This is a genomic window from Pseudonocardia sp. Cha107L01, from assembly GCF_052566575.1.
In genome coordinates, this window is the sequence record NZ_CP199579.1 from 884,489 (window position 1) to 910,014 (window position 25,526).

Consider the following 25,526-nt stretch of genomic DNA (forward strand, 5'->3'; position numbering starts at 1 on the left):
TCGATCTAGTTCTGGCTGTTGCCTTCGTGTTCGGCTCCGTCGTCCGTGGGCCGCTCCGGCACCGGGCCGGCATCCGGGTCGCGGTCGGTCACGGCCACCATCGCCGGGCGCAGCAGCCGCTCGCCCAGCCGGTAGCCCGGCCGCAGCACGGCAGTCACCGTCGGTCCGGTGACGTCGTGCGACATGGTGTGCTGCACCGCCTCGTGCACGGCCGGGTCGAACTCGTCGCCCTCCGTGCCGAACGGGGTCAGCCCGATCTTGTTCAGTGCGCTGACCAGCTTGTCGGCCACCGACTTGAACGCGCCGGTGAGGTCGCCGTGCGCCTCGGCGCGGACCACGTCGTCGAGCACGGTGAGCAGCTCCCCGGCCACCTGGGCCCGGGCCGCCACCGTGATCGCCTCCCGGTCCCGGTCGGTCCGGCGCCGGTAGTTCGCGTACTCGGCGCTGACCCGCTGCAGATCGGCCGTGCGCTCGTCCAGCTGGGCGGACAGTTCCGCCAGCTTCTCCTCGGCCGGGTCCGGCGCCGGGGCGACCTGGGCCGCCCCCTGCGCCGGATCGCCGGGGCCGGCGCCGGCGGGTGACTGTGCACCCTCCGGCGACCGGACCTCACCGGTCAGCGGGTCGATCCGCCGCCGGTCACGCACCACGACCCGCTCGGGCTCGGCGGGACCGCGATCGGGCCGGGTGTCCCGGCCGTACTCGGTACCACTTTGCTCGTCGCTCACTTCTTGTCGTCCTCATCCACGATCTCGGCGTCGACCACGTCATCCGAACCGGCGTCCGCGCCGGCGGCACCCGGGGCACCCGGGGCGCCTGGCCCGGCCGGCCCGCCCTCGGCGCCCTGCTGCTGGTACAGCGCGGCGCCCAGCTTCTGCGACTCGGTGGCCAGCTTCTCCATCGCCGCCTTGATGGCGTCGGTGTCGGTGCCCTTGAGCGCTTCCTGGGCCTCGCCGAGCGCGCCGTTCACGTCGTCCTTGACCTCGGCCGGGAGCTTCTCGTCGTTGTCCTTGACGAACTTCTCGGTCTGGTAGACGAGCGTCTCGGCCTGGTTGCGGACCTCGGCCTCGTCGCGGCGCTTCTTGTCCTCGTCGGCGTGCTGCTCGGCGTCACGCATCATCCGGTCGATCTCGTCCTTGCCGAGAGCGGACCCGCCGGTGATCGTCATGGCCTGGCTCTTGCCGGTGCCGAGGTCCTTCGCGGAGACGTTCACGATGCCGTTCGCGTCGATGTCGAAGGAGACCTCGATCTGCGGCAGACCCCGGGGGGCCGGCGGCAGGCCGGTGAGCTCGAACATGCCGAGCTTCTTGTTGTAGGCGGCGATGTCGCGCTCGCCCTGGAAGACCTGGATCTGCACCGACGGCTGGTTGTCGTCCGCCGTGGTGAAGATCTCCGAGCGCTTCGTCGGAATGGTCGTGTTGCGCTCGATCAACTTGGTCATCACGCCGCCCTTGGTCTCGATCCCCAGGGACAGCGGGGTGACGTCGAGCAGCAGGACGTCCTTGACCTCGCCGCGCAGCACGCCGGCCTGCAGAGCCGCGCCGACCGCGACGACCTCATCGGGGTTGACGCCCTTGTTGGGCTCCTTGCCGCCGGTGAGCTCCTTGACCAGCTCGGTGACGGCGGGCATCCGGGTGGAGCCGCCGACCAGCACCACGTGGTCGATCGCGCCGACCGAGATGCCGGCGTCCTTGACCACCTGGTTGAACGGGGCGCGGGTGCGGTCCAGCAGGTCGGAGGTGATCCGCTGGAACTCGGCGCGGGACAGCGTCTCGTCCAGGAACAGCGGGTTCTTGTCCGAGTCGACCGTGATGTACGGCAGGTTGATCGTCGCGCTGTTGCTGCTGGACAGCTCGATCTTGGCCTTCTCGGCGGCCTCACGCAGCCGCTGCATGGCCATCTTGTCCTTGGTCAGGTCGATCCCCTGGGCGGCCTTGAACTTCTCGACGAGCCAGCTGATGACCCGCTCGTCCCAGTCGTCGCCACCGAGGTGGTTGTCGCCGTTGGTCGCCTTGACCTCGACCACGCCCTCGCCGATCTCCAGCAGGGACACGTCGAACGTGCCGCCGCCGAGGTCGAAGACCAGGATGGTCTGTTCCTTCTCGCCCTTGTCCAGCCCGTAGGCCAACGCCGCCGCGGTCGGCTCGTTCACGATCCGCAGCACGTTCAGGCCGGCGATCTGGCCGGCCTCCTTGGTGGCCTGGCGCTGGGCGTCCTCGAAGTAGGCCGGCACGGTGATGACCGCGTCGACGATCTCCTCGCCCAGGTACGCCTCGGCGTCCCGCTTGAGCTTCTGCAGCACCCGCGCGCTGATCTCCTGCGCGGTGTACTTCTTGCCGTCGATGTCGTCGGTGGACCAGTCAGTGCCGACGTGGCGCTTGACCGACCGGATGGTCCGGTCCACGTTCGTGACAGCCTGGTTCTTCGCCGACTGGCCGACCAGCACCTCGCCGTTGCGGGCGAAGGCCACGACCGAAGGCGTGGTCCGCGAACCCTCGGAGTTCGCGATGACCGTCGGCTCGCCACCCTCGAGGACGGCGACGACGGAGTTGGTGGTCCCGAGGTCGATTCCGACCGCACGAGCCATAGTGGTTGTCCTCCCAGCCAATCTTCCAAGTCATGCTTGAGTTGCTCTGACTCAAGTTTGAGCGAGCGGCCCGAGATCGTCAACTTCAATCTTGAGTCTCACACACTCAACCCTGTCGAGCTGCACAACGACCGGCCGGCCGGATCTGTTCCCAGCGCCGGCGAATTTTCCGGCGGGCGCTCAGACCCGGTCGTCGGCGGGGCGCGGCTCGATCCGACCGGCCGACGCCGGCGGGATCGGGTCGGTGACGGGCGCGAGCACCCGCGTGGCATGCGCGTCCGGGATCGGCTGCTCGGCGGCATCGCGGAAGATCAGCCCACCGTCGGCGTCCAGGTCGGCCACGTAGCCGACGAAGGCCAGCTGGTCCTCGTCCAGGTCGGTGAGCAGCTCGCGGCGGCTGGCCACCACCTGGTACACCGGCCAGTCCAGCTGGCGGTACGCATCGTGCAGGTCGGCCAGCAGCGCGACGAACACCTGCTGCCAGCGCAGCGGCATCGACTGGGCCAGTGACCGGGGCACCACCAGGTAGTCCGTCGAGGCACCGGGGCACGGCCGGTCCGCGTAGTCGCGCACCGGGGTGGACGACGCCGGTGGCGGGGCCGTACTCGACGAAGGGGCGAACGGGTCGCTCGACATGGGGGTAATTCTGCGCCGGAGGGCTCAGGCGGGGTTCGGCGCGGTGCCCGGGCGGGTCGCCAGCGGGACGAGCTCGCGGTTCTTCCAGTCCATCGGCCGGGTCCGCACCGGGACGCCGCTGTAGGGCGCCTCGGCGATCATCCCGTTGCCGAGGTAGAGCATCACGTGGTGGATGGTCGCCGGATCGTCCGGATCGGTGGCCAGGAAGAGCAGGTCGCCGGGCTGCGCCTGGGCCAGCGGCACGTGCCCGCCGGCCCGGTACTGCTCGCGGGACACCCGGGGCAGGTAGATCCCGGCGGCCTGGAACGCGCGCAGCATCAGCCCGGAGCAGTCGTAGGCGTTCGGGCCGGTCGCACCCCACACATACGGCTTGCCCACCTCGGCGAGCGCGAAGGTGATCGCGGTGCGCACCACACCCTCGGGCAGGTTGGCCGCGCCGATCCCGCAGCCCAGCGGGTCAGCGACGTCGCCGAGGGTCTGCACCAGCTGCGTGGCCAGCCCTTCCCACCGCGCGTAGGCGTCCGGGAACGCCGAGCGCTGGACGGTCTGCGCGGCGTCCGTCACCGCCAGCTGGTCCCAGCCGGGCACCTGGACCAGGCGCTGCAGGAACGTGGTGGTGGCGTACACCGGGTCGGTGACCTGCGCCGGGCTCCCCCAGCCCTGCGACGGCCGTTGCTGGAACAGCCCGAGCGAGTCACGGTCGCCGTAGCCCAGGTTGCGCAGCCCGGACTCCTGCATCGCGGTGGCCAGCGCGATCACCCACGCCTTCGGCGGCAGGTTCAAACCCTTGGCCACCCCGATGATCACGGACGCGTTCTGCCGCTGCTCGTCGGTGAGCTGGGCGGCGTTGGTGGCCCTCGGCGTCACCGAGCTGTCCGCGATGGCCCCCGGCGGGGCACCGCATGAGCTGATCGCGCCCCGGCCGCCTAGACCGCCGAAGCTGATGATCAGGCCGACCCCGAGGAACAGCAGCAGCGCGGCGCCGATCGCCACCAGCGGGAGCAGCAGGCGCAGCGCCCGGAACTTGCGCAGCGGGCTGGGCGGGCTCATCGACCCGGCGCCGGCGCTCCAGCTGGCTGCTGAGCGCCCGCCGCGTTCGGGTCGTCGGTGGCGCGGTCGTAGCCGGCCACCTTCCACTGGGTGCCTTCGGTGTTCACCACCAGTACCACCAGGTTGACCGCGTCGGTGGGCACCTGGACCCGCACCGACCGCGGCGACACCAGTACGGCCCTGGCCGGCCCGGTCACCCTGCTGGCCGGCACGTTGGACGGGTCGACCGTGGACAGCACGCCGAGGTACTCGTCGGTGGTGTAGGGCCGCAGCCCGTTGACCCAGCTCTGGGTGGTGGCGCCGGCCGGGTGGCGGGCCCATGCCTCGGTCCACCGGGTGGCCGCGGTGAGTGCGGCGCGCGGCGCCTGCGACGGGGCCAGTGCCTGCGGGGTCAGCTCGGGTACCGGGGGCAGCGCGGTGGCCTGGGCGGGCGGCGCCGCGCCGGCGGTCGGGGCGGCGGCCGCCGGCGGCGGCGAGGTCGAGTCGGTGTCGGGGCCGGCGAAGATGCCGGGCCGGCCCTTGGTGTGGCCGGTCACCAGCCCGAGCGCCGAGTTCGCCGCCAGCGCGAGCGCGACGAACACCACGAGGCAGCCGATCAGCCGGGCCGGTGAGCGCAGCGGCCACTGCCACAGGGACCGGTACGCGGCGCCCCGCCCCTTGGGGGACCTAATCGGCACTTCGCACCTCTGTGCTGGTCAGATTCGGGCTGGTCAGATTCGGGCTGGTCAGATTCGCGCTGGTCGGATACGCGCCGGTCGGGATCGCGCTAGTCGGCACGGCCGCCGCCGGACGGGTAGATCGGCTGTATCGGGCGCGGGCGGTAGATCCGGTACACCGGCACCCCGTCGACCAGCTCCGGCGCCACCGGCTGGCGGCGCGGGCGGTCGACCGGCGCGTCCGCCCGCCGGTAGATGACCCGGTCGTCGACCTCACCGGGCTCGCCGCCACCGGGGCGGAACCCGCCGGCCACGCCCATCCCGCCGCCGCCGCCGCCCAGTGCCCGCCGCGAGCCGACCGAACTCACCGCCCGCCCACCGGAGCCGTCCAGCTGGTTACCCCGGTCCGAGGCCCGCCAGCCGCCGGCGTAGCGCTGCTCGGGTACCACGGACGCGGTGGCCTGCACCGACTCCGGCCGGTACTCGCCGCGCTCGGGTGGGCGGCCGGCATCGGCGCGGCGCTCCTCCCACCAGCGCTGCTGCCGTTCGTCCTGCTCGTTGCCGCGCATCCGCCGCCACATCTGCGACATCGGGCCGGTGCCGGCACCGGGCACCACGCCGCCGAACTGCTCGCGGGTCAGCGACACCATCGACACCAGCCGCCGGAACGGCCGGGCCACCGCCCACAGCACCACCGTGGTGACCCCGGTGATGAGCAGCGCCAGCCACAGGTCGATGCCGCTGTCCGGTTTGAACAGGGAGATCACCAGCAGCGCGTGCAGGCCGGCAAGCGCACCCACCACCAGCGTGTTGACCAGCGCGGCGCCGGCCACCTTGGCCACCGTGGGCAGCACGTCCGGGCGCAGCACACCGATCACCGCGATGGCCGGCAGGCACATCACGATCAGCCGCAGCATCAGCATGGCGACCAGTACCAGCACCTTCGACAGCAGCTGGAACAGCGCGATGCAGACCGCCTCGATGACGGCCAGCACACCGTCACCGATGCGGCTGCCGGACTTGCCCTGGAAGTAGGGGTAGCGGTCGCCCATCTTGCCGGCGACGTCGGCGAAGGCCTTCTTCTTGGCGTCCACGTCGGCCTGCTGGGTCTTGCCCTGGGCGACGTCGTCGTTGGTGAAGGTCTGCGCGCGCAGCAGGTCGCGGCCCATCTGGACGGCCTTGGGGTCGGTCGGTGAGCCGAACTCGCCGCGCAGCCAGTTGTCGTAGATCACCTGGTCGGTGAGCACCGTGGGCAGCGTGTTCACATCGCCCTGGCCGAGCGCGTTCAGGAAGCCCTGCTGCATCTGGGTAACGCCGTCCAGCAGTAGCCCGTCGGCGACCTTGGCCCAGTTCACCGGGGCCAGGTATGCCGCGGACCCGATCATCAGCGCGAGCGCGGCGAACCCGGCCCGCTGCGCCTGTCTGGCCAGATCACCCCGGAACGCCAGCATCAGCAGGATCAGCGCGAGCAGCAACAGCGCCGGGCCGATGAAGGTGCTGAACACGCCGTCGTACATGGCCTTGGTGGCCTTGGTGAGCACCTGGTCCAGCGGCGTGAGCACGTCACCGCCGCCGGCCAGCAGGTAGTGCGCCCAGTTGACCCCGGCGACGGCGAACTTGGCCAGGTTGAACGTCTGGTTGCCGAGCCAGGTGTCGGTACTCACCGAGGGGTCCGCCACCGAGCCGGCGCAGCCGAGGTCGTAGGTGTGCCAGACCAGTCCGGCGTAGCCGACCTCGTTGTAGACGCTGCCCGGTTCGCCGACACCCACCGCCGAGTCGAGCGAGCCGACCAGTCCCGAGCCCGGCCGGTCCGGCTCCGGCGCGTCCTTGCAGTCGAACGGGGAGGCGTAGGCCGGCAGGCCGATCAGCATCGAGCCGGCCAGCAGTCCCGCCACCACGGCCACCCGGGCCCCTCGGGAGCTCCCGGTCCGGCGGCGCGCCTCGCCACCGCGCCGACGCAGGCCGAAGACCAGCGCCAGTGCGACGACGAGCAGCACCGCAATCACGCCCGGGTCACCGCACGCCCTCGCCGGAGTGATCCAGCTCGTCGAGGTCGTCGAGCAGGTCCATGCCCTCGTCGTCCGTCGGGCCGTGCCCGTTCCCGGTCCTCGGGACCACGATCCGGCCGCTCTCCAGCGAGCGCGCGGTGCCGTTGGCGCCGGTGACGGCGGCCGGCGCGGTGCCGTTCGGCGGCAGCGCGGGATTGTCGCCGCCCCGCCCGACAGCCGGCGAGGGCGGGCCCGACGCGGACACCCTGGCGGCGTCCGGGTTGGTGTCCAGTGCCTCGGCCAGGTGCGCCAGGTGCGGCGCCTCCATGTCGATCCGGATCTTCTCCACCCCGCCGTGTCCGTCGGCGAAGACGAACTGGCGCGGTGTGTCGTCCGGGCGGTCGTCGTGCCGCGGCCGGGGCGACAGCGTGCCCAGCATCTGCTCGTAGCCGACGCCGGTGGGCACCCGCAGCAGCCGCAGCGCCTCGGTCTGTGCCTCGTCGTCGTCCGTGCGGCCGACGAACACCGCGTTGACCAGCGAGGCGAACCCGGACACCCGCAGCAGGTCGCCGGCCAGCTGGGAGGCGAACAGCGCCCGGACGTTGAACTTGCGGGAGTCGCGGGCCAGCCGGTCGATCAGCACCTTGCCGGTGGGCACCTGGGACAGGAAGTGCGACTCGTCCAGCGCGACGCCCTTGCGGGTGTTGCGGTTGGCGTCGTAGATGGTGCGCTGGGTCAGCCAGGACGCCAGGTTGAGCAGCTCGACGGCCAGCGACTCGCCGTCGGTCCACTCCTCGCGCGGGCTGCCCGGGCGGGGCAGCGTCATGCCCTGCATGGTCAGCACGGTGAGCCGGTACTCCCGGTCGGCCTGCCACGGGTCGTCGCGGCTCTCGTCCGGGAACAGCAGCGCGGCCTGCGGCAGCTCGCGGCGCTCCTCCAGGAAGTCGGCCACCACACCGGCATGGTCCTCGCCGTCGCGCGCGTGCCGGCGCAGCACGTCGATCACCTGCGCCGGGTTGCGGTCCGGCGAGCCGCCGACCTCGCGCACCGCGCGCAGCAGCACGATCCGGGTATGCGGCAGCCGGGACACGTCGAACGGCAGCAGCCCGGTGAGCACGTCGAGCACCAGCCGGCGCCGGGTGGCCGCGGCGAGCGAGCGCTCGCGGCGCCAGGCCCGGTCGGCGTCCTCCTCCTCGAGGAAGTGCTCCAGCTTCGGCTCGGCCACCACGCGGTACGGGTTGAGGATGCCCGGGTCGGCGCGGAGCAGGTTGATGTGCCGGGAGAACGGCGCCAGCTCGGGCAGCCGGGTCAGCTCGGCCAGCGGGCCGGACGGGTCGAGCACGGTCCACTGCGCCCCGGCGCGCAGCGTCTTGTACACGATCAGCCCGGTCAGGAACGATTTCCCGCTACCCAAACCGCCCACGACCGCGGTCAGCCCGGAGGCGCGGCGCACCTCCTGCGCCAGCCACGGGTCCCAGGCCACCGGGCGGCGGGTGGCGGTGCAGGTCTCGCCGAGCATGATGCCCCGCCGGTCACCGACGGCGGCGGTGGCGGCCGGCACCGCCGCGGCGGCCCAGCTCACCGAACCCCGGCGGCGGTAGGCACTCGAGGCCAGCGGCTCGCCCGGGATGAACTCGCGGGCGTAGCGGTACTGCGCCTCGGGGTGCTCGATGGACACCTTGGGCCGGTAGATCTCCAGCAGCTGCTGCGCGCGGGAGACCGCCTCGGCCTCGTCGCGGCCGGCCACCGCGACCCGCCACCAGCCGTACAGCCGGGTGTTGGTCTGGGTCAGCCCGCTGGACAGCTCGTCCTCGATCTCCAGCACCCGGTCGGCCTGGCGCGCCAGCGACATCGGTGGGTCGAGGTCGTGGTCGTGGGTGTAGTGCCGGATCTGGCTGCGCACCTTGCCCATCTGGCGCTGCAGCTCCCCGGTCACCTCCTCGGGGCGGCGGATGTACATCCGGGCGGACCACTCCACCGGGAAGCTCAGCCGGTCGCTGCGCTGCATCCACGGGTCGTCCACCTCGGGGATGCGCAGCCCGTCCATCAACCCGATGGAGAGCACCGCGACGTGCCGGGTGACGGTCTGGCTGCGCAGCCGCCCGACCACCCGCACGGTCGGCGCGTACGGCTCCTGGTGCAGCTCGACGCCGTCGGTGAAGGCGGCCAGGTCCTCGGTCTCCCAGCGCCCGCCCGGCACCGAGGCGAGGGTGCGCGGCGCCGGCAGCCCGAGCGAGCAGGACCGGTGCATCAGCCAGGCCATGTCGTCGGCCAGGGCGGGCACCGCGTCCAGCCCGGTGCCCGCGACCAGGTCGTTGACGTGGCGCACCTCGGACTCGAGGGCGGCCAGCTCGGCGGCCACCGCGCCGGGCACCAGTTTGCCGAGCACCGGCGCGGCCCGCTCCACCCAGCGGTCCAGGGCGCCCCGTCCCGAGATCTCGACGCCGAGGAACACCTCCTTGTCGGACATGGACAGCCCCATCAGGTGGCGCTGCTCGCCCTCCAGGAAGCCGTCCCAGCCCATCGCGCCGGCCACGTCCGGCGGGCGGCCGAGCGCGTTGTGGTCGAATGCCTCGGCCCACATGTGCACCGGGTACGGCCGGGTGGTGACCCGCAGGTGCAGCCAGCGGCCCTGCAGCTCGCCCAGCTGCGCGGCGATCTGGTGGATGAGCAGCTCCCGCTGGTTGTCGCTGCGGAAGCTCCAGGCCTGCGGGGCGAGGCGGTACCAGGCCATCACCTGGGTGCCGGTGCGGGTGAGGTGCCCGTCGATGGAGCGCAGGTTGATCGCCGACTCGTAGCGCGGCGCGGCGGACTCGCCGGCCCGCGACCGGGCCACCTTCGGCTTCGGCGGCTTGAGCGGCTTCGGCGGAGGCTGGCGCTGGGGCTGGCGGGCCGGGCGGGCGGCCCTGGCCGGCTTGGGGCGCCCGGTCCCGGTCTGTTTGCCGCCGAACATCAGCGACCTCCCCGGCGGCCGCGCGGCACGGCGCGGCGGACCCGGACGTGGCTGGTGCGTACCCGGCCGCCCTGGTGCGCGGTGCGCTCGCGGGGACCGGTGACCTCGTGCCAGAAGTGCTCGAAGAGGTGCACTACACCCTTCTCATAATTGACCTTGCGGGAGATCACCCTGGTGAGCGCCACGGTGATCACCAGCGCCCATGCGGTGGGCAGGATGTTGAACGCGATGCCGATCCGGCGCTGCACGAACAGCACGGCGATGAAGATCAGGAAACCGACCAGGTAGCTGGCATAGGTCGCCCGCCAGGGGAAGGTGGCCCGAGGGGGCCCCAGCCACACCTGGTCGATCCGGTAGATCTCGTCATCAGTTCGCACCCGCATCGCGGTCACCTCGCAGCGCCCGCCCGAGCGGCACAGGATAAGGCACCTGAACCCACAGACGTCGAACGCCCGCCGGGTACACACCGGGCGGGCGCGAATCGTTGTCGGGGTGTGATTGCACTCGCTCACCCGACAATGAGGCTGGCCAGAAACTTGCCGACGTCGGCCGCCTTGCCGGATACCGCGATACCGAGTGCGACCAGCCCGACGACCAGCCCGACGCTGCGCCGCGCCACGCCGGCGTTGTCGCCACGGCCGCCGATCCACAGCAGGATGACCGCGATCGCGAGCAGCAGGAGCGGGATGATGTTGCTCTGGATGAAGCTCTGCAGACCACCGGTGCCGAACTGCTTGTCCTGGGCCAGCCAGCGATACCCCCCGGCCGCGGTGGCGAACAGGCTGGTCATGACGGCTCCTCACGTGTACTGCGCCGGCGGTACAAGCGCCTCCACCCGGCCCGCTCGGGGGGCTGACCGCCCGACCGGGCGATACCTGCCACTCGGCCGGTGACGAGTAGAACACGCTGACCTGTCGAATCCTAGGACGACCGGCCGAGACCCGGTGGCGGTATGCGGAATGTAGGCACCAGTCGGGCAAACCGTCGCCCATTAGAGTGAGCGACGGCTACCTAACGACCCCCGCGCTGCGTCCGTACGAAGGAATGGCGTTATCTGTCCCACGCCACGCCGCACTATCACTCGCTCGTTGTTACCGTCCAGTAGCTTCAGTGACCGGAGCGCGTGGCATCCCAAGCGCCCTGCTCCCGCCGGGTCTACCCTGCACCGGCAACACATACCGGGAGGAACAAACCGTGATCGCGCGAATGGTGATCGGCCTAGGTGTGACGGTCATCGTGCTGGCCATCGCCGGCCGGCGGGCGTGGTGGCTCTACCGCCTGATCAGCTCGGGGCAGCCGGCGCACGACCGCTCCGACCAGCTGGGCGCGCGGCTGCGCACCCAGTTCGTCGAGGTGCTCGGCCAGCGCAAGCTGCTGAAGTGGACGGTGCCCGGGATGGCGCACCTGTTCACCATGTGGGCGTTCATCATCCTGCTCACGGTCTACATCGAGGCCTACGGCGCACTGTTCGAGGAGAAGTTCCACATCCCGCTCGTCGGGCACTGGGCGGCGCTGGGCTTCCTGCAGGACTTCATCGCGGTGATGGTGCTGATCTCGCTGGCGGTGTTCACCGTCATCCGGATCCGCCAGGCCCCGGAGCGGCGCCAGCGCGAGTCGCGGTTCTACGGCTCGCACACCGGCCCGGCCTGGTTCATCCTCTTCATGATCTTCAACGTGATCTGGACGCTGTTCTTCTTCCGCGGTGTCGAGGCGGCGGCCGGGAACTTCCCGTACACCTCCGGCGCGTACGTCTCGCTGGGCATCGGGCATCTGTTCAGCGGCCTGTCGGCCGGCGCGCTGGCGGTGCTGGAGGCCATCGGGCTGGTCCTGCACATCGGCGTGATGCTGGCGTTCCTGATCATCGTGCTGTACTCCAAGCACCTGCACATCTTCGTGGCGCCGATCAACGTCGCGGCCAAGCGGCTGCCCAAGGGGCTGGGCCCGCTACTGCCGATGGAGTCGGGCGGCAAGCCGATCGACTTCGAGGACCCGGGCGAGGACGACGTCTTCGGCCGGGGCAAGATCGAGGACTTCACCTGGAAGGGCATGCTCGACTTCGCCACCTGCACCGAGTGCGGGCGATGCCAGAGCCAGTGCCCGGCCTGGAACACCGGCAAGCCGCTGTCCCCCAAGCTCGTGATCATGGACCTGCGGGACCACCTCTTCGCCAAGGCGCCGTACCTGATCGGCGGCAAGGACATGCCCGAGGAGGGCGCGATCGAGCTCGGCGACGAGGAGAAGGGGCACGCGGTGCCCGAGGCCGGGTTCCCCCGGGTCACCGGATCCGGTCCCGAGCAGGCGCTGCGTCCGCTCGTGGGCACCCTCGAGCAGGGTGGCGTGATTGACCCGGACGTGCTGTGGTCGTGCACCAGCTGCGGCGCCTGCGTCGAGCAGTGCCCGGTGGACATCGAGCACGTCGACCACATCATCGACATGCGCCGCCACCAGGTGCTGATCGAGTCGGAGTTCCCGACCGAGCTGGGCGTGCTGTTCCGCAACCTGGAGAACAAGGGCAACCCCTGGGGCCAGAACGCCAAGGACCGGCTCGAGTGGACCAAGGGCCTGGACTTCGAGGTGCCGGTCTTTGACGGCGAGCTCTCCGAGGACACCGAGTACCTGTTCTGGGTCGGCTGCGCCGGCGCCTACGACGACAACGCCAAGAAGACCGTGAAGGCGACCGCGGAGCTGCTGCACCGGGCCGGCGTCGGCTACGTGGTGCTCGGCCCGGAGGAGACCTGCACCGGCGACCCGGCGCGCCGGGCCGGCAACGAGTTCGTCTTCCAGATGCTCGCCCAGCAGAACGTCGAGGTGCTCAACTCCGTCTTCGAGGGCCGCGAGCCGGGCAAGCGCAAGATCGTCACCACCTGCCCGCACTGCATGAACACCCTCGGCCGGGAGTATCCGCAGCTGGACGGGCACTACGAGGTCGTGCACCACACGCAGCTGCTGAACAAGCTGGTCCGCGAGGGCAAGCTGGTACCCGTGGCCGAGGCGGCCGGCACCGGTCCGGACGTCACCTACCACGACCCGTGCTACCTGGGGCGGCACAACGGCGTCTACTCACCGCCGCGTGAGCTGGTCGGCGCGGCCGGTGCCCAGCTGACCGAGATGCCCCGCCACGCCGACCGCTCGATGTGCTGCGGCGCCGGCGGTGCGCGGATGTGGATGGAGGAGAAGATCGGCAAGCGGGTCAACATGGCCCGTACCGAGGAGGCGCTGGCCACCGAGGCCAAGCAGATCGCCACCGGCTGCCCGTTCTGCCGCACCATGCTCACCGACGGGCTGACCGAGAAGCAGAGCGAAGGCATCGGCGAGGACGTCCAGGTGCTCGACGTGTCCCAGATGCTGCTGAACTCGGTCAAGCGCGGCGACCCGCACACCAACGGCAAGGCGAACGGCAGTGCGCCGAAGCCGTCGGAATCCGAGCCGGTCGAGAAGCCGGGCGCGACGTCGGGGTCCGAACCGGTGGAGAAACCCGCCGAGAGCTGATCCGTGCCGCCCGCCCTGCCGCTGGTTCAGTGGCAGGGCGTGTAGCCGGTGACCAGGTAGCGGTCCTGGTCGAAGCGGCGCATCGTGAACTGACCGGGCAGCGGCCCCGGCGCCGTGGCGGCCGAGGGCCAGCTGGCCCGGCACCCGTCGACCGTCGCCGTGTCACCCTGCTTGACGATCGAGCCGGTCGGGAGCCGAGGGCTCCGGTAGGCGTTCTGGTCGACCACCTTGGCCCGCAGCTGGTGGACCGCCGCCGCACAGTCCGGCGCACCCGCCGAGGCGGCGAACTGGGCGCCCGCCGGCGAGCCGAGCAGGCTGCACAGCCGCACGTCCTCACCGACCGCGATGTCCTGGGTAACGGTGAACATCAGCAGCTCCGGGCGCAGCGCCGACCTGCTCGACAGGTACTGGGCGTCGGCCTGCGCCTGCTCAGTCTGCCGCTGCGCCGCCGTCCGGTAGTGCGCGACGCCGTAGGCGAGGCCGAACACCAACACCAGACCGCCGCCGACGATCACCACCCGCCGGTCCGGCAGCCGGGACAGCCCGACACCGGTCACGGCGATCCCGGCCGCCAGTCCCCAGGCCCACGGGTCGCTGCGGGCGGCCATCAGGACTACGACGACCAGCCCGGCGAGATGCGGTGCCCAGCCGAGCAGCAGCCGGTCCAGGCGCAGCAGGTAGAGCAGGACCAACACGCCGAGGCCGGCCACGATCGGCCACCAGGACCAGTCCGCGAACGGCCAGAGCAGCCCGATGGCCGCCAACAGGATCAGCCCGGCGAGCACCCGGATGGGCCAACGCCGCCGGCCCGGCGCCGACGTCCGCTGAAACGCTGTCACCCGGGCAGCCTAGAACCAGGTGGCCGAACCGCGCGGCGCACCGCGGTACGCCCGGGCGCGCCGCCTTGTGCCCGAACCGCGCGGCGGTCTACCCGAGCACCAACCGCGACGTACGTCTCATGGTCAACTCAACACAGTTCTGGTCACAGGCATGATCAAACAAGAACTACGTTGAGTTGACCATGAAATGCAGCCGTCAGCTGGAGGCGTCCTCGGACTGCCAGGTGAGGGCCGTCAGTTCCGGGCGTTTGGCGAGCAGCCCGTCCCCGGAGGAGCGCCCGCGCACGTGTCGCCACAGCCAGGGCGTGAAGTACTCGCCGAGCCAGGTCACGTCCCGGGTGAGCGCCTCGCGGCGGGTCAGCACCGGCGGTGGCGGCAGCTCCGAACCCTCGCCGACGCCGGGGTCACCGACGACCGGAGGCAGGCCGAGAGCGCCGGCGATCGTCGCGGCCATCCGGGTGTGGCCGAGGGAGTTCAGGTGCAGCCGGTCCACGCTCCAGAACAGCGGGTGCGTCGCCGCCGGCATCCGCGCGAAGTCCACCACCAACACCCCGTGCCGGGCGGCGCTGGCCCGCAGTTCCTCGTTGTACGCGTACAACCTGCGCTGCACCGGTTTGGCCATCCGCGGCACCGCGACCGGGTCCGGCTGGGTGATGGTCAGCACGGTCGCCCCGGTGGCGGCCGACGCCGCGTACATCGCGTCCAGGTGCCCGATCAGCTCGGCCAGGTCGCAACGCGCCCGGAACAGGTCGTTCACACCGGCAATGACGCTGATGAGATCGGGCCGCAGGGCCAGCGCCGGTGCCAGCTGCTCAGCTCTGACCTGGGCGGCATAGCGGCCCCGGACGGCCAGGTTGGCGTACCTGAAGTCCGGCACCATGGTGGCGAGCCGGTCCGCCAGCCGGTCGGCCCAACCCCGGTAACCGCCGGTCGGGGTCGGGTCGTCCATGCCCTCCGTGGTGCTGTCACCGAGGGCGACAAAACTGTGGAACCTCCGCTCGGTACGCTGACCGGCCGAGGCCCCTGACCTGGTGGTGGGTTGCTCGTTCATCCCAAACCAAGATAATCCCGGCGCCCGCCTCCGGCACGTGACCACACCGGGCGCTCTCAGGTTTCGCTCCGGCGGGTCAGTCTCGGCGCGTGTCCACCCGGTGGAAGTTCAGGTACGCGCGGGATGGGGTCGGGCCGCGCTGGTTCTGGTACCGGGAGCCGGCCCGCGCGGTGCCGTACGGGCTCTCCGCCGGGCTGGACAACCGGAACAGACACAGCTGGCCGATCTTCATGCCCGGCCAGAGAGTGATCGGCAGGTTGGCCACGTTGGACAGCTCGAGGGTGATGTGGCCGCTGAACCCGGGGTCGATGAAGCCGGCCGTGGAGTGCGTCAGCAGGCCGAGCCGACCCAGGCTGGACTTGCCCTCCAGCCGACCGGCCAGGTCGTCCGGCAGCCCGACCGACTCGTACGTCGAGCCGAGCACGAACTCGCCCGGGTGCAGCACGAACGGGTCGTCACCAGCAGGTTCGACCGGCGTGGTCAGCTCGTCCTGCTGCTGCCTCGGGTCGATGTGGGTGTAGCGGGAGTTCTGGAACACCCGGAAATGCCGGTCCAGCCGGACGTCGACGCTGGACGGCTGGAGCATGTCGGGATCCCAGGGGTCGAGCAACAGACGCCCGGCCTCGATCTCCTTGCGCAGGTCACCGTCCGACAGCAGCACAACGTCACCCTAGCGAGTGGCTCGGCGGCACCCGGCGGCACCCGGCGGCACCCGGCGGCACCCGGCGGCGGTCGCGTTCAGGGCGACCCGGTGCGCGCCAGGATCAGTCCTCGGTGCCGGGTGCCGACGAGGTGGACTGCCCTGTCGCCCCCGCCGCCGAGGTCGGTGTCGGGTTGGCTTCCAGGCCGAACATCCAGGCCAGCGCGTGCTCGGCCCGCCCGGCGGCGGTCGGGTCGGCGTAGCGGCACCGACCGTGCGGGTAGGCGGCGAGCAGCTGCGCCATGGCGGTGAGCACGGCTGCCGGGTCGGCGGGGATCGCGCCGGGGACCAGGTCGGGGTGCCGGGCGCGCTCGACCAGCAGCATCGGCAGGCCGAAGTCCAGGCCCTCCCGCTCGGCGTAGCGCCGGTCGGTCACCCCCAGCGTGCTGACCGCCAGGATGCCCACCACGTCGGGCAGCGCCGAGTGGGCCAGCACGGTCACGCGCGGGTGACCGACGAGCTCGGCATCGGCGGGCAGCCCGATGAACACCACCTCGACGTCCGGATGGCTGGCCAGCAGCCCCGGGGTGGCCGCCACGACCGGCGCGGCGGCGCCTTCCAGCAGCGCAATCCGGACCTCGCCCTGCCTGGCCCGCTCGGCCAGGGCGGCCAGCTTCCGGTCGGTCAGCCCGGATGCGGCCATCGTGTCGCCGACGACGATGGTGTTCGGGCCGCCGTTCGGGATGGTCTGCGAGGTCTGGCTGCCGCACCGGAGGAACAGCGACGTCAGCTGGCTGATCACCCGCAGGTTGCCGCCCTCGGGGAACGGGCAGGAGTCGACGTCGGCCCCGTGCTCCAGGTAGACCACCGGGATCTGCCGCCAGAACGCCACCTGTGCCGCGATCACCGCGGTGATCCCGCCACCGGAGAGCAACACCGCCGACGGGTCCCGGTCCACCATCAGCTCGTCCAAGCGGACGGCCAGTGCCGCGGCGGCCGCCACCTGGCTGTGCGGTGGCTCACCGAGCAGCAGGGTGACCGCCGCCGGCACCCCCATGCCCTCCAGCGCCTCGTGCACCGCCATCGGGTCCTGGCCGGCGGCCACCGGCACCGGCTCGATCCGGCCGGCCCGGACCATCGCGGTCACCACCGGCGCCAACCGCGCCGCCTCGGCTCGACTTCCCGCCACGAGGAGCACGTCGTGCACTGGGCCGTCGCCGCCCGACGCGGCGGGGTTGAACAGGGTCATCGGGTCCCTTTCGCCGACGGGGAGCTCGCCGACAAGAGCTTGAGCGGCCCACCATGCCGTGCGCGTGCTCAGCCGTCGATCCGGCACTCGGGGGTGTGTCCGGCGTTCGGTGGTCACTCCGATGGACGTACCGGTCGTGGTGCTAAGCTCGGCAACCGCAAGGCAGCGCGGATGTAGTTCAATGGTAGAACGTCAGCTTCCCAAGCTGAGAACGCGGGTTCGATTCCCGTCATCCGCTCTCACGACGAAGGCCCAGCTCAGGTGATGTCCACATCGGAGCTGGGCCTTCGTTGTAGAGACTCCCTCGATCGTCACCGTGCTGTCCGCGTGCTATCCGGTCGGCACCAGAACCCCGGCGGCGAATCCGGACGATGACGGACCGGTCCTCGATGGTGTCGGGCATCGCGCCGATCCCGGCGAGCGCCGCCATGGCGAAGGTCGGGCTGGACTCGACGCGTTTGCTGGCCGCGTCGTAGCGCTTGGCTGGTCGGTTGCGCTGGTGGCCGGCGTTGAGCAGTCCACGCAGGTCTTCGTTGCCGTCTCGATCCAGAGCGTGACCGCGTCGGCGGCGTATGGGGTGGGCACGACGACGTAGCGCACGAGTGCGCGGCCAGTGCCGGGGTCCGCGCAATCAGGCACACCCGACTCGTTGACCCGAGCTTGGTTGATCTGGTTGGCGATGAGGGCGGTGGCGATGGTGAGGAGGTCCGCGCTGTCGCGGGTCAGCCAGATCAGGGCGTCGTCGGGCTCGACCGCAAGCACCTGGCGCAGCAGGGGGTGTGCGCGCAGGGTCGCCACGGTCAGGGCGAAGCCGTGCGCGGCCCTCTCGGCCAGTGGTTGGGTCGGTTCGAGTTGTGCGGCGATCTGAGCGAGGACGCGGCGGCATTCGTAGGCGAGTGCTACGCGGATGAGCTGGGGCTCAGAAATCCGTCGGTGCAGGGTCTTGCGGTTGACCTGTGCGCGTCGGGCGATGTCGTCGGTCCCGGCGCGTCGGATCCCAACGTAGGTGAATTAGCACTGGTCAGGCCGGTCGGAAGGCGGGGATGTGCTCGTCGTCGCCATGCTGGCGGATGAATGTGGCGCGCATGGGCATGCCTTCGCTCAGGGTGTCCAGCGTGGCGTCGACGAGCAGGGTCTCCAGCCAGGGGCCCTCGGTGAGTTCGACGTAGCCGAAGATCGTCACCGGCTGGTCGGGGTCGTCGCGGGCGGGTGGGGTGGCCGACCAGGTGATCAGGGTTGCGTCACCGCTGGCAGGTAGCCAGGTCAATTTGGTACCGCAACCGCGGCATTGCTGGGCTCGGTGGATGGCGTTCTGGTGGCAGTTCGGGCAGGTTTTGATCAGGAGTTGTCCGGTGGCGGTGGCGTCGAAGAACGGAGCCGAGGCCTCGTCCCGCCGCACGCTGATGTTGGGCATGGGTATCCCTAGGTCTCTAACCGGGTTGGGGGCTCAGGATGAGGGTGGCGTGGTGGGCGAGGACGCCGCCGTTGCCGCTGACCAGGATGACGTTGTTGTCGTCGACCTGGCGGGCGCCGCCGTGGCCACGGGCCTGGGTTACCGCTTCGATTAGTGGGGTCATGCCGACGAGGTAGTAGGCCGAGAGTTGCCCGCCGCCGGTGTTGGTGGGCAGGGCGCCGCCGGGGGCTAGTGCGCCGCTCTCGGCGAGTGGGCCGCCTTCGCCTTTGGCGCAGAATCCGTAGTCTTCGAGGGTGACCAGGGTGGTGTAGGTGTAGCAGTCGTAGATCTCCCGGATGGTGACCTCGGCCGGGGTGATGCCAGCCATTTTCATGGCCGCTCTGCCGGCTTGGACGGCGCCGGTGACCAGGCCGAACTCGCTGCCCCGGTGCCAGGAGTAGCCGGGGTGACCTTGGCCCCACCCCCACACGTAGGTGGGCGGCTGGGCTAGGTCGCGGGCGCGTTCCGCGCTGGTGACGATGACCGCGGCACCGCCGTTGCTGACCAGGCAGCAGTCGAGCAGGTGCAGCGGGTCGGAGATCATTCGGGAGTTCTGGTGGTCGGCCAGGGTGATGGGTTCGCGGAACTGGGCGCGCGGGTTGTGCTGGGCCCACTGGCGTTGGGACACGGCGACCGCACCGAGCTGTTCGCTGGTGGTGCCGTAGCGCAGCATGTGCCGCCGCGCCGCGAGCGCGTATTTCGCCGCGGCGGAGGAGAGCCCGCTGGCCGCTCGTAGGCTGGCGAATCCGGTGCTGGCGCCGCGGCTGGCGTACTCCCGCCAGGCCCCGCCGGCGCTGGCCCCCGGGCGTAGTGGGGTGTCGGCGAACACGCAGGCCACGGCGCTGACTGAGCCGTTGGCGACGGCCATCGAGGCGTACTCGACCATCGCGGCGGCGGTGGCGCCGTAGGTGTTGATCTGGGCCAACAGGCGCAGATCGGACAGCCCGAGGGTATCGGCGAGTTCGAGGTTGACTCCCTTCGCCATGCCGGCCATCACGAGCAGGCCGTCGAGGTCGGTCATGGCCAAACCCGCGTCGGCGACGGCCAGGCGAACGGCTTCGGCGGCGAACTGTCCGGCCGTGCGGTCGTAGACCTTGCCGACGTCGGTCAGGCCCAGCCCGGCGATCGCGGTGGCACCCGGCGCGGTCATCCTCAGCTCCCGGTCCATTGTGGTGGCCGCTTCTCAGCGAAGGCGCGTGGTCCCTCGCGTGCGTCGCGGGAGCCGACGACGCTGCGCACGATGTCGTCGTGCCAGGCCCATAGTCGGGGGTCGTGGACCTCGCCGTAGACAAGGCCTTCGTAGGCCAGGCGTTTGTTGGCCTGCACGGCCAGGGGGGCGTTGCCCGCGATCCGCTCAGCCAGCGCAAGGGTCTGCGCCAGTACCTCGCTAGCGGCGACCACGCGGTTGACCAGGCCAACACGCGCGGCGGTCTGCGCGTCGATGCGGTCGCCGAGCAGCAGCAGCTCCATGGCCAGTTTGACGGGGATCTCGCGCGCCAGCCGCAGCGCACCACCGCCGGCCGCGGGCAGGCCACGGGTGACCTCGGGTAGCCCGAAGACCGCTGTGTCGGCGGCGACGACCAGGTCGCAGGCCAGCGCAATCTCGGTGCCGCCGCCCAGGGCTGCGCCGTTCACGGCCGCCAGCAGCGGCTTGCTGACCTGGTGGCGGAACAGGGCGCCAACCCCACGTTCGCGGTCTCCGCCCGGGGACAACGACTCGCCGGCGGCCAAGGCCTTGAGGTCGGCTCCCGCGCAGAACGTCCGGTCCCCGGCTCCGGTCAGCACACCCACACGCAGTGCCGGGTCGCTGTCGAGGCGGCGCAGCGCCGTCTCCAGGCCGAGACCGAGCGCCGCGTTGATCGCATTGTGCGACCGCGGGCGGTTGAGCGTGATCAGCAGGACAGCGCCCCGGACCTCGGTCAGAACTTCCGACCCGGCGCCGGTGCCGGTGCTCGTGCTGGTGTCGTGGGTGTTCGCTTCGGCGCTCACGCTCGCTCCAGTTCGTAGCGGATGGGCAGGCGTTTGACGCCGCCGACGATGAGAGACTGGCTCCAGGCCGGTTCACCAGCCAGCTCCAGGTGCGGCAGGCGGCGCAGCAGCTCGGCGAACAGCAGCCGCATCTCCATCCGGGCGAGGTTGGCGCCGAGACAGGTGTGCACGCCGAGCCCGAAGGCGACCTGCCGGTTCGGCGTGCGGGTGACGTCGAACCGGTCCGGGTTGGGGAACACCGTCTCGTCGCGGTTGGCCGCCACGTAGGACAGCATCAGCGACTCGCCGGCCCGGATCCGGGCGCCGCCGAGTTCGCGGTCTCGCTGGGCGGTGCGCATGAAGTGCCGGGCCGGGGTGGTCCAGCGCAGGATCTCCTCGACGGCCCCGTCGATCAGTTCCGGGCGGCGGCGCAGCAGCTCGAGCTGGTCGGGGTGTTGCAGCAGCGCCAGCAGGCCGCCGGCGATGGAGTAGCTGGTTGTGTCGTGCCCGGCAGTGGCGATCAGGACGTAGTAGGACAGCCGTTCGACCTCGCTGATGTCGGCGTTCGCGATCACCGAGGACAGATCGGTCGTGGGCTCGGCCCGCCGGTCGCGGGTCAGGGCGGCGTAGTAGCGGAACAGGTCGCCGAAGACCTGGCCGTAGGAGTTGCCGGCGTTTTCCTCGCGGCGCAGGTCGGGGTCCTGGGCCCCGAAGAGCTCTTGGGTCAACCGCAGCATCAGCCCGTAGTCCTTGGCCGGCAGCCCCATGATCGACAGGATTACTCGCAGCGGGAAGCCCAGTGCGATCTCGGCGGCGAAGTCGCACTCGCCGCCCAGCGCGACCAGGTCGTCGAGCGCCCGGGTGGCTTGCGCGGCGACCTCGTCTTGGACGGCTCGCAGGCTTCGGGGCCGGAACCAGTCGGCGGTGACGCCGCGATGGGTCCGGTGCTCGGTGCCGTCCATGTGCACCAGCGTCCGTAGCTTGCCGCTCCGGTTGAGCCGGGCGTCGAGTTCGGCGGTCTGCAGGACGGTGCGTGGATGGTTGGTGAACCCGGCCGCGTCACGCTCGACGGCCTGCACGTCGGCGTGCCGGGTGACCAACCAGAACGGCTCGTAGCCCGGCACGTCGACCAGGCTGACCGGGTCGTGGCGGCGCAGGTCGGCGAAGACTGAGTTGATCTTTTCCGGATCGGCCCAGGCCGTGGCCTCGGCAGCGATGCGACCATCCATACCGACATATTTACTGACTGAGTGCACGGTCAGTCAAGAGTTAGGAGGCGGCAACCTTATGGGTGGGTGCCACGGCCGCCCGGACGACGGCGGGCATCGGGCCGGCTGGATCCGTCAGTCGAGACAGGGCGAACCGGTCGACAAGCAAGCCGCCAAGAAACACGTCGATGTAGGTGGCGGCAACCTCCTCGGCGGTGCGCCGCCCAGCCGGGTCGAACCAGGTCCACATCCACTGCGCGGAGCCGAAGATCTGCACGGTCACGACGCCGACATCGACCGGACGGAACACGCCGGACTCGACGCCCCGCCGCAGTTCCTCGGTGAGCATCCCGGCCAGCTCGTCGCGCATCTGTCGGATCTCCTGCATCTCCGGGTCGTCGGCCAGCTGGACGATCTCGCGTTGCGTGGCAATGGTGGCGTACCGGTCGACTACCTGCATCAGGACGGTCGCGTAGATCAACGCGGCGACCCGCTCGTCCGGTGCTGACAGTTGATCCCAGATCAGTTTCAGGTCGGCGATGCGCCGCCGCATGTAGTTCTCTTCCAGCTCCCGCAGCAGTTGGGCCTTGGAACCGAAGTGGTAGACGATCGTGCCCTGCGCCATGCCCAGTTCGCTGGCCATATCGGCCATGCTGACCTGTTCGTAGCCGCGTTCGGCGACGTGGCGAACGAAGGTGGCCAAGATGTCGTCGCGCCGGCTGGCGCGCGGTTTGCCCGGCATCGCTCTCCCTCGTTCTCTCGCCCACGTCCGCCCGACGGGGCGTGACCCGTCGGGCGACCGAGCCTACGGCGCCGGTCGACGTCGTCGCGCAGCCGGAGCTTGACAGGTCGCGCGGCCCCATCCAGTATCAAACTGACCGTGCACTCAGTCAATACGGTGCGCCTGTCATCATGTGCCGCCTCAGAACGGAGTTCGCCGATGAATGTCGAACCGGCCGTGCGCTGCGGGACCCGCAGCCGCTCCCATGCCGAGGTCAAGGCGCGCGCCGCCAGGGTGGCCGCCGGTCTGGGCGCCCTGGGGGTCCGGCCGGGCGACCGGGTGGCGGTGGTGCTGCGCAACGACATCGAGTTCGTCGAGATCACCCTTGGCACGGGGTTGATCGGTGCGGTCCCGGTGCCGGTGAACTGGCACTGGAAGGGCAAGGAGCTGGCCTACCTGCTCGGTGACAGCGAAGCGAAGGCGGTCTTCTCCCACAGCGACCTCGCGCCGGATGTCGCGGCAGTCCTCCCGCCCGGCGTCCGGCTGATCGAGGTCGTCACCTCCGCCGACGTAACCGAGGCAAACAACCTCTCCGACGAGGACATCGCACCGCGCACCGGGCACCCGGAGTTCGAGTCCTGGCTGGCCGAGCACGAGCCGTGGACCCGGCCGCCGACCAGTGCGCCGATGGGGGTCATCTACACCTCCGGCACCACCGGGAACCCGAAGGGGATCCTGCGCGCACAGCCCACCCCGGAACAGAACCAGAAGCTCGCCCAGTTCCTGCTGGACAGTTGGAAACTCGCCCCGGGCATGCGGACCCTGCTGCCGACGCCGGTGTATCACAGTGCGCCGAACGTGCACGCGATGATGAGTATCGCGCTCGGCTCGGACCTGACCTTCATGCCGAGATTCAGCGCCGAGGGGCTGCTGCGGCTCATCGACGAGCACCGGATCCAGCACATGCAGCTGGCCCCGACGATCCTGATCAAGCTGCTGGCGCTGCCCGAGCAGACCAGGGCCCGCTACGACGTGTCCTCGCTGCAGGCCGTCGTGCACGGGGCGGCGCCCTGCCCGGTCGAGGTCAAGAAAGCGATGATCGACTGGTGGGGCCCGATCTTCATCGAGTGCTACGGCGGCTCCGAGGCCGGCATCGTCACCGCCGGCAACACCGAGGACTGGCTGACCCACCCGGGCACCGTGGGCGCCGCCGTCGGCGGCGGGGCGGACCTGTTGGTGCTGGACCCGGACACCCGCGAGCCGGTGCCCACCGGGCAGGTCGGCGAGGTCTTCCTCAAGCGCCCCAACGTCTGGCCCGACTTCACCTACATCGGCGACCCGGGCAAGCGCGCCGCGATGGAGCAGGACGGCTACTGGACCCTCGGTGACCTCGGCTACCTCGACGAAGACGGGTTTCTCTACCTCACCGACCGCACCAGCGACATGGTCATCTTCGGCGGCACCAACGTCTACCCGGCCGAGATCGAGGAGTGCCTAGTCGGGTTGAAGGGCGTGAACGACGTCGCGGTCTTCGGCATCCCGGACGCGGAGTTCGGCGAGGTCCTCGCCGCGCACCTCGACGTCGACCCCGCGGCCGGGCTCACCCAGGACGACGTCCGCGGGCACGTGGCGGCCAACCTGGCCAGGTACAAGGTGCCCAGGGTCGTGGTGTTCGACAACGACCTGCCCCGGGAGGAGACCGGCAAGCTTTTCAAACGACGCATCCGGCAGCGCTACCTCGACGCCGCGGCCGAGAAGGTGGCAGCAGATGCCTAGCGTCGCGCCCTCGCCGACCCGCCACCAGCGACCCGAGAGTCCGGCCCGTCAGCATCCGATCTTCACCGAGGAGCACGAGGCCCTGCGGCAGATGATCCGGGCGCTCCTGACCAAGGAGTTCGTGCCGCACATCGAGGAGTGGGAACGCACGACGTTCCCGGACTCGGTGTTCGAGAAGATGGCCGGCGCCGGACTGCTCGGCCTCGACATGCCCGAGGAGTACGGCGGCCAGGGCGGGGACTACTACAGCGCCATGGTGCTCGCCGAGGAACTGTGGCGATCCTGCGCCGTCGGGACGGCCACCGGGATCGGCGTCAACGTCTCCCTGGTCATGCCCGTACTCCTGGCGCTCGGTACCGAGGAGCAGAAACAGCGCTACCTGGTGCCCGCAATCGCGGGCAAGGAGATCTTCTGCCTCGGTATCACCGAGCCCGACGGCGGCTCGGACGTCGCCGCGATCCGCACCCAGGCGGTGCTCGATGAGGCGACCGGCGAGTACGTGATCAACGGCTCGAAGATGTTCATCTCCAACGGCATCCGCGCCCACACGATCCTGCTACTGACCCGGACCGGCCCCGAGGACGGCCATCATGGGTTCACGCTGTTCCTGGTCGACATGGGCCTGCCCGGCGTCATCCGCGAGCGCAAGCTCGACAAGATGGGCATGAACTCCTCCGACACCGGGCTGCTGGCCTTCCAGGACGTCCGAGTGCCGGCCAGTGCCGCGATCGGGGAGATCGGGTCCGGGTTCTTCCACATCATGGCCGAGCTGCAGGCCGAACGCCTCGTCATGGCCGCCGGGGGGGTCGCCGCCGCGCAGGCCATGTTCGACAAGACCCTCCAGTACGCGGGAGAACGGACCGCGTTCGGCCGCCAGATCGGGCACTTCCAGGCCATCCGGCACAAGTTCGCCCAGATGGCCACCGACCTCGAAGCCGCCCGCCAACTCACCTACGCCACCGCGCGCAGCTACGCAGCCGGCGAGTACCCGGTCCGGGAAATCTCCATGGCCAAGCTGTTCGTCAGCCAGATCGCGTGGAAGGTGGCCGACGAGTGCCTGCAGATCCACGGCGGCGCCGGCGTCATGCGCGAGTACGGCATCGAACGCGCCTGGCGCGACGCCCGGATCATGCGCATCGGCGGCGGCACCGACGAGATCGTGCTGGACCTGATCGGCCGGACCTACGGCCTGTGACAGGTGCGGGCCCCGCTGTAGTCGAGCACCAGCCCGAGCACAGTCCACGACCGAGGCCCAGAACTCGACG

General features: G+C 70.7%; 22 protein-coding genes and 1 tRNA gene. 4 read left to right on the forward strand and 19 right to left on the reverse strand.

Annotation, left to right across the window (positions count from 1 at the left end; translation table 11 throughout):
• Window positions 1-5: 5 nt before the first annotated feature.
• From grpE to ACTXG6_RS04240, 9 genes are all read right to left on the reverse strand, one after another.
• Window positions 6-725 carry a nucleotide exchange factor GrpE gene (grpE, locus tag ACTXG6_RS04200; RefSeq protein ID WP_445186438.1) on the reverse strand — a complete coding sequence of 240 codons (720 nt, stop codon included), beginning with the start codon at window positions 723-725 and terminating at the stop codon, window positions 6-8.
• Window positions 722-2,584, reverse strand: a complete 1,863-nt coding sequence (dnaK, locus tag ACTXG6_RS04205; protein ID WP_445186439.1) for a molecular chaperone DnaK — start codon at window positions 2,582-2,584, stop codon at window positions 722-724. The genes grpE and dnaK overlap by 4 nt, the downstream gene beginning before the upstream one ends.
• A gap of 180 nt (window positions 2,585-2,764) precedes the next feature.
• On the reverse strand, window positions 2,765-3,220 hold the full coding sequence (locus ACTXG6_RS04210) for a hypothetical protein (RefSeq protein ID WP_445186440.1): 456 nt from the start codon (window positions 3,218-3,220) through the stop codon (window positions 2,765-2,767).
• A gap of 24 nt (window positions 3,221-3,244) precedes the next feature.
• Window positions 3,245-4,270 carry a C40 family peptidase gene (locus ACTXG6_RS04215; RefSeq protein WP_445186441.1) on the reverse strand — a complete coding sequence of 342 codons (1,026 nt, stop codon included), beginning with the start codon at window positions 4,268-4,270 and terminating at the stop codon, window positions 3,245-3,247.
• A complete protein-coding gene (locus ACTXG6_RS04220; protein ID WP_445186442.1) occupies window positions 4,267-4,947 on the reverse strand; it encodes a hypothetical protein in 681 nt (226 codons plus the stop codon). Before ACTXG6_RS04220 ends, ACTXG6_RS04215 begins: the two co-directional genes overlap by 4 nt.
• 89 nt (window positions 4,948-5,036) lie before the next feature.
• Window positions 5,037-6,932, reverse strand: a complete 1,896-nt coding sequence (locus tag ACTXG6_RS04225) for a hypothetical protein (RefSeq protein ID WP_445186443.1) — start codon at window positions 6,930-6,932, stop codon at window positions 5,037-5,039.
• A 7-nt stretch (window positions 6,933-6,939) separates the two neighbouring features.
• Window positions 6,940-9,867, reverse strand: a complete 2,928-nt coding sequence (locus ACTXG6_RS04230) for an ATP-binding protein (RefSeq protein ID WP_445186444.1) — start codon at window positions 9,865-9,867, stop codon at window positions 6,940-6,942.
• The gene (locus ACTXG6_RS04235) at window positions 9,867-10,250 is read right to left on the reverse strand and encodes a hypothetical protein (RefSeq protein ID WP_445186445.1); all 384 of its coding nucleotides are present in this window, start codon (window positions 10,248-10,250) and stop codon (window positions 9,867-9,869) included. The genes ACTXG6_RS04230 and ACTXG6_RS04235 overlap by 1 nt, the downstream gene beginning before the upstream one ends.
• 125 nt (window positions 10,251-10,375) lie before the next feature.
• Window positions 10,376-10,657, reverse strand: a complete 282-nt coding sequence (locus ACTXG6_RS04240; RefSeq protein ID WP_445186446.1) for a hypothetical protein — start codon at window positions 10,655-10,657, stop codon at window positions 10,376-10,378.
• Between the two features lie 416 nt (window positions 10,658-11,073).
• Here ACTXG6_RS04240 and ACTXG6_RS04245 point away from each other — a divergent pair, with 416 nt between their 5' ends.
• Window positions 11,074-13,356: a (Fe-S)-binding protein gene (locus tag ACTXG6_RS04245; RefSeq protein ID WP_445189908.1), complete on the forward strand. Its 2,283-nt coding sequence runs from the start codon at window positions 11,074-11,076 to the stop codon at window positions 13,354-13,356.
• Between the two features lie 26 nt (window positions 13,357-13,382).
• On the opposite strand, the gene ACTXG6_RS04250 is transcribed toward ACTXG6_RS04245, so the two are convergent.
• The 4 genes from ACTXG6_RS04250 to ACTXG6_RS04265 form a co-directional block, all read right to left on the reverse strand.
• Window positions 13,383-14,195, reverse strand: coding sequence for a hypothetical protein (locus ACTXG6_RS04250; RefSeq protein ID WP_445186447.1), 813 nt, complete (start codon window positions 14,193-14,195; stop codon window positions 13,383-13,385).
• A gap of 196 nt (window positions 14,196-14,391) precedes the next feature.
• Window positions 14,392-15,246 carry an SGNH/GDSL hydrolase family protein gene (locus ACTXG6_RS04255; RefSeq protein ID WP_445186448.1) on the reverse strand — a complete coding sequence of 285 codons (855 nt, stop codon included), beginning with the start codon at window positions 15,244-15,246 and terminating at the stop codon, window positions 14,392-14,394.
• A 76-nt stretch (window positions 15,247-15,322) separates the two neighbouring features.
• Window positions 15,323-15,907, reverse strand: a complete 585-nt coding sequence (dcd, locus tag ACTXG6_RS04260; RefSeq protein ID WP_445186449.1) for a dCTP deaminase — start codon at window positions 15,905-15,907, stop codon at window positions 15,323-15,325.
• A gap of 103 nt (window positions 15,908-16,010) precedes the next feature.
• Window positions 16,011-17,135: a UDP-N-acetylglucosamine 2-epimerase gene (locus ACTXG6_RS04265; protein WP_445186450.1), complete on the reverse strand. Its 1,125-nt coding sequence runs from the start codon at window positions 17,133-17,135 to the stop codon at window positions 16,011-16,013.
• Between the two features lie 167 nt (window positions 17,136-17,302).
• On the opposite strand from ACTXG6_RS04265, the gene ACTXG6_RS04270 reads away from it, so the two are divergent.
• A tRNA-Gly gene (locus ACTXG6_RS04270) sits at window positions 17,303-17,373 on the forward strand.
• A 92-nt stretch (window positions 17,374-17,465) separates the two neighbouring features.
• Here ACTXG6_RS04270 and ACTXG6_RS04275 read toward each other — a convergent pair.
• From ACTXG6_RS04275 to ACTXG6_RS04300, 6 genes are all read right to left on the reverse strand, one after another.
• Window positions 17,466-17,933: a hypothetical protein gene (locus ACTXG6_RS04275; RefSeq protein ID WP_445186451.1), complete on the reverse strand. Its 468-nt coding sequence runs from the start codon at window positions 17,931-17,933 to the stop codon at window positions 17,466-17,468.
• 223 nt (window positions 17,934-18,156) lie between these two features.
• Complete coding sequence (locus tag ACTXG6_RS04280; protein ID WP_445186452.1) at window positions 18,157-18,549, reverse strand: Zn-ribbon domain-containing OB-fold protein; 393 nt, start codon at window positions 18,547-18,549, stop codon at window positions 18,157-18,159.
• A 16-nt stretch (window positions 18,550-18,565) separates the two neighbouring features.
• A complete protein-coding gene (locus ACTXG6_RS04285) occupies window positions 18,566-19,738 on the reverse strand; it encodes a thiolase family protein (protein ID WP_445186453.1) in 1,173 nt (390 codons plus the stop codon).
• Window positions 19,739-19,740: 2 nt separating this feature from the next.
• On the reverse strand, window positions 19,741-20,577 hold the full coding sequence (locus tag ACTXG6_RS04290) for a crotonase/enoyl-CoA hydratase family protein (RefSeq protein ID WP_445186454.1): 837 nt from the start codon (window positions 20,575-20,577) through the stop codon (window positions 19,741-19,743).
• The gene (locus ACTXG6_RS04295; RefSeq protein ID WP_445186455.1) at window positions 20,574-21,785 is read right to left on the reverse strand and encodes a cytochrome P450; all 1,212 of its coding nucleotides are present in this window, start codon (window positions 21,783-21,785) and stop codon (window positions 20,574-20,576) included. The genes ACTXG6_RS04290 and ACTXG6_RS04295 overlap by 4 nt, the downstream gene beginning before the upstream one ends.
• 40 nt (window positions 21,786-21,825) lie before the next feature.
• Entirely contained in the window at window positions 21,826-22,506 is a 681-nt protein-coding gene (locus ACTXG6_RS04300) for a TetR/AcrR family transcriptional regulator (RefSeq protein WP_445186456.1), read from the reverse strand.
• Window positions 22,507-22,704: 198 nt separating this feature from the next.
• On the opposite strand from ACTXG6_RS04300, the gene ACTXG6_RS04305 reads away from it, so the two are divergent.
• Window positions 22,705-24,261, forward strand: coding sequence for an AMP-binding protein (locus ACTXG6_RS04305; RefSeq protein ID WP_445186457.1), 1,557 nt, complete (start codon window positions 22,705-22,707; stop codon window positions 24,259-24,261).
• The gene (locus tag ACTXG6_RS04310; protein WP_445186458.1) at window positions 24,254-25,456 is read left to right on the forward strand and encodes an acyl-CoA dehydrogenase family protein; all 1,203 of its coding nucleotides are present in this window, start codon (window positions 24,254-24,256) and stop codon (window positions 25,454-25,456) included. The genes ACTXG6_RS04305 and ACTXG6_RS04310 overlap by 8 nt, the downstream gene beginning before the upstream one ends.
• Window positions 25,457-25,526: the final 70 nt, after the last annotated feature.

Excerpts from the sequence above, each read along its gene's own strand:
- ACTXG6_RS04240 (WP_445186446.1), bottom strand. The coding sequence starts at position 10,657 with ATGACCAGCCTGTTCGCCACCGCGGCCGGGGGGTATCGCTGGCTGGCC.
- ACTXG6_RS04285 (WP_445186453.1), bottom strand. The coding sequence starts at position 19,738 with ATGACCGCGCCGGGTGCCACCGCGATCGCCGGGCTGGGCCTGACCGAC.
- ACTXG6_RS04300 (WP_445186456.1), bottom strand. The coding sequence starts at position 22,506 with ATGCCGGGCAAACCGCGCGCCAGCCGGCGCGACGACATCTTGGCCACC.
- ACTXG6_RS04280 (WP_445186452.1), bottom strand. The coding sequence starts at position 18,549 with ATGCCCAACATCAGCGTGCGGCGGGACGAGGCCTCGGCTCCGTTCTTC.
- ACTXG6_RS04235 (WP_445186445.1), bottom strand. The coding sequence starts at position 10,250 with ATGCGGGTGCGAACTGATGACGAGATCTACCGGATCGACCAGGTGTGG.
- dnaK (WP_445186439.1), bottom strand. The coding sequence starts at position 2,584 with ATGGCTCGTGCGGTCGGAATCGACCTCGGGACCACCAACTCCGTCGTC.
- ACTXG6_RS04305 (WP_445186457.1), top strand. The coding sequence starts at position 22,705 with ATGAATGTCGAACCGGCCGTGCGCTGCGGGACCCGCAGCCGCTCCCAT.
- ACTXG6_RS04310 (WP_445186458.1), top strand. The coding sequence starts at position 24,254 with ATGCCTAGCGTCGCGCCCTCGCCGACCCGCCACCAGCGACCCGAGAGT.
- ACTXG6_RS04230 (WP_445186444.1), bottom strand. The coding sequence starts at position 9,867 with ATGTTCGGCGGCAAACAGACCGGGACCGGGCGCCCCAAGCCGGCCAGG.
- ACTXG6_RS04255 (WP_445186448.1), bottom strand. The coding sequence starts at position 15,246 with ATGAACGAGCAACCCACCACCAGGTCAGGGGCCTCGGCCGGTCAGCGT.
- ACTXG6_RS04215 (WP_445186441.1), bottom strand. The coding sequence starts at position 4,270 with ATGAGCCCGCCCAGCCCGCTGCGCAAGTTCCGGGCGCTGCGCCTGCTG.
- ACTXG6_RS04295 (WP_445186455.1), bottom strand. The coding sequence starts at position 21,785 with ATGGATGGTCGCATCGCTGCCGAGGCCACGGCCTGGGCCGATCCGGAA.
- ACTXG6_RS04210 (WP_445186440.1), bottom strand. The coding sequence starts at position 3,220 with ATGTCGAGCGACCCGTTCGCCCCTTCGTCGAGTACGGCCCCGCCACCG.
- ACTXG6_RS04265 (WP_445186450.1), bottom strand. The coding sequence starts at position 17,135 with ATGACCCTGTTCAACCCCGCCGCGTCGGGCGGCGACGGCCCAGTGCAC.
- ACTXG6_RS04245 (WP_445189908.1), top strand. The coding sequence starts at position 11,074 with ATGGTGATCGGCCTAGGTGTGACGGTCATCGTGCTGGCCATCGCCGGC.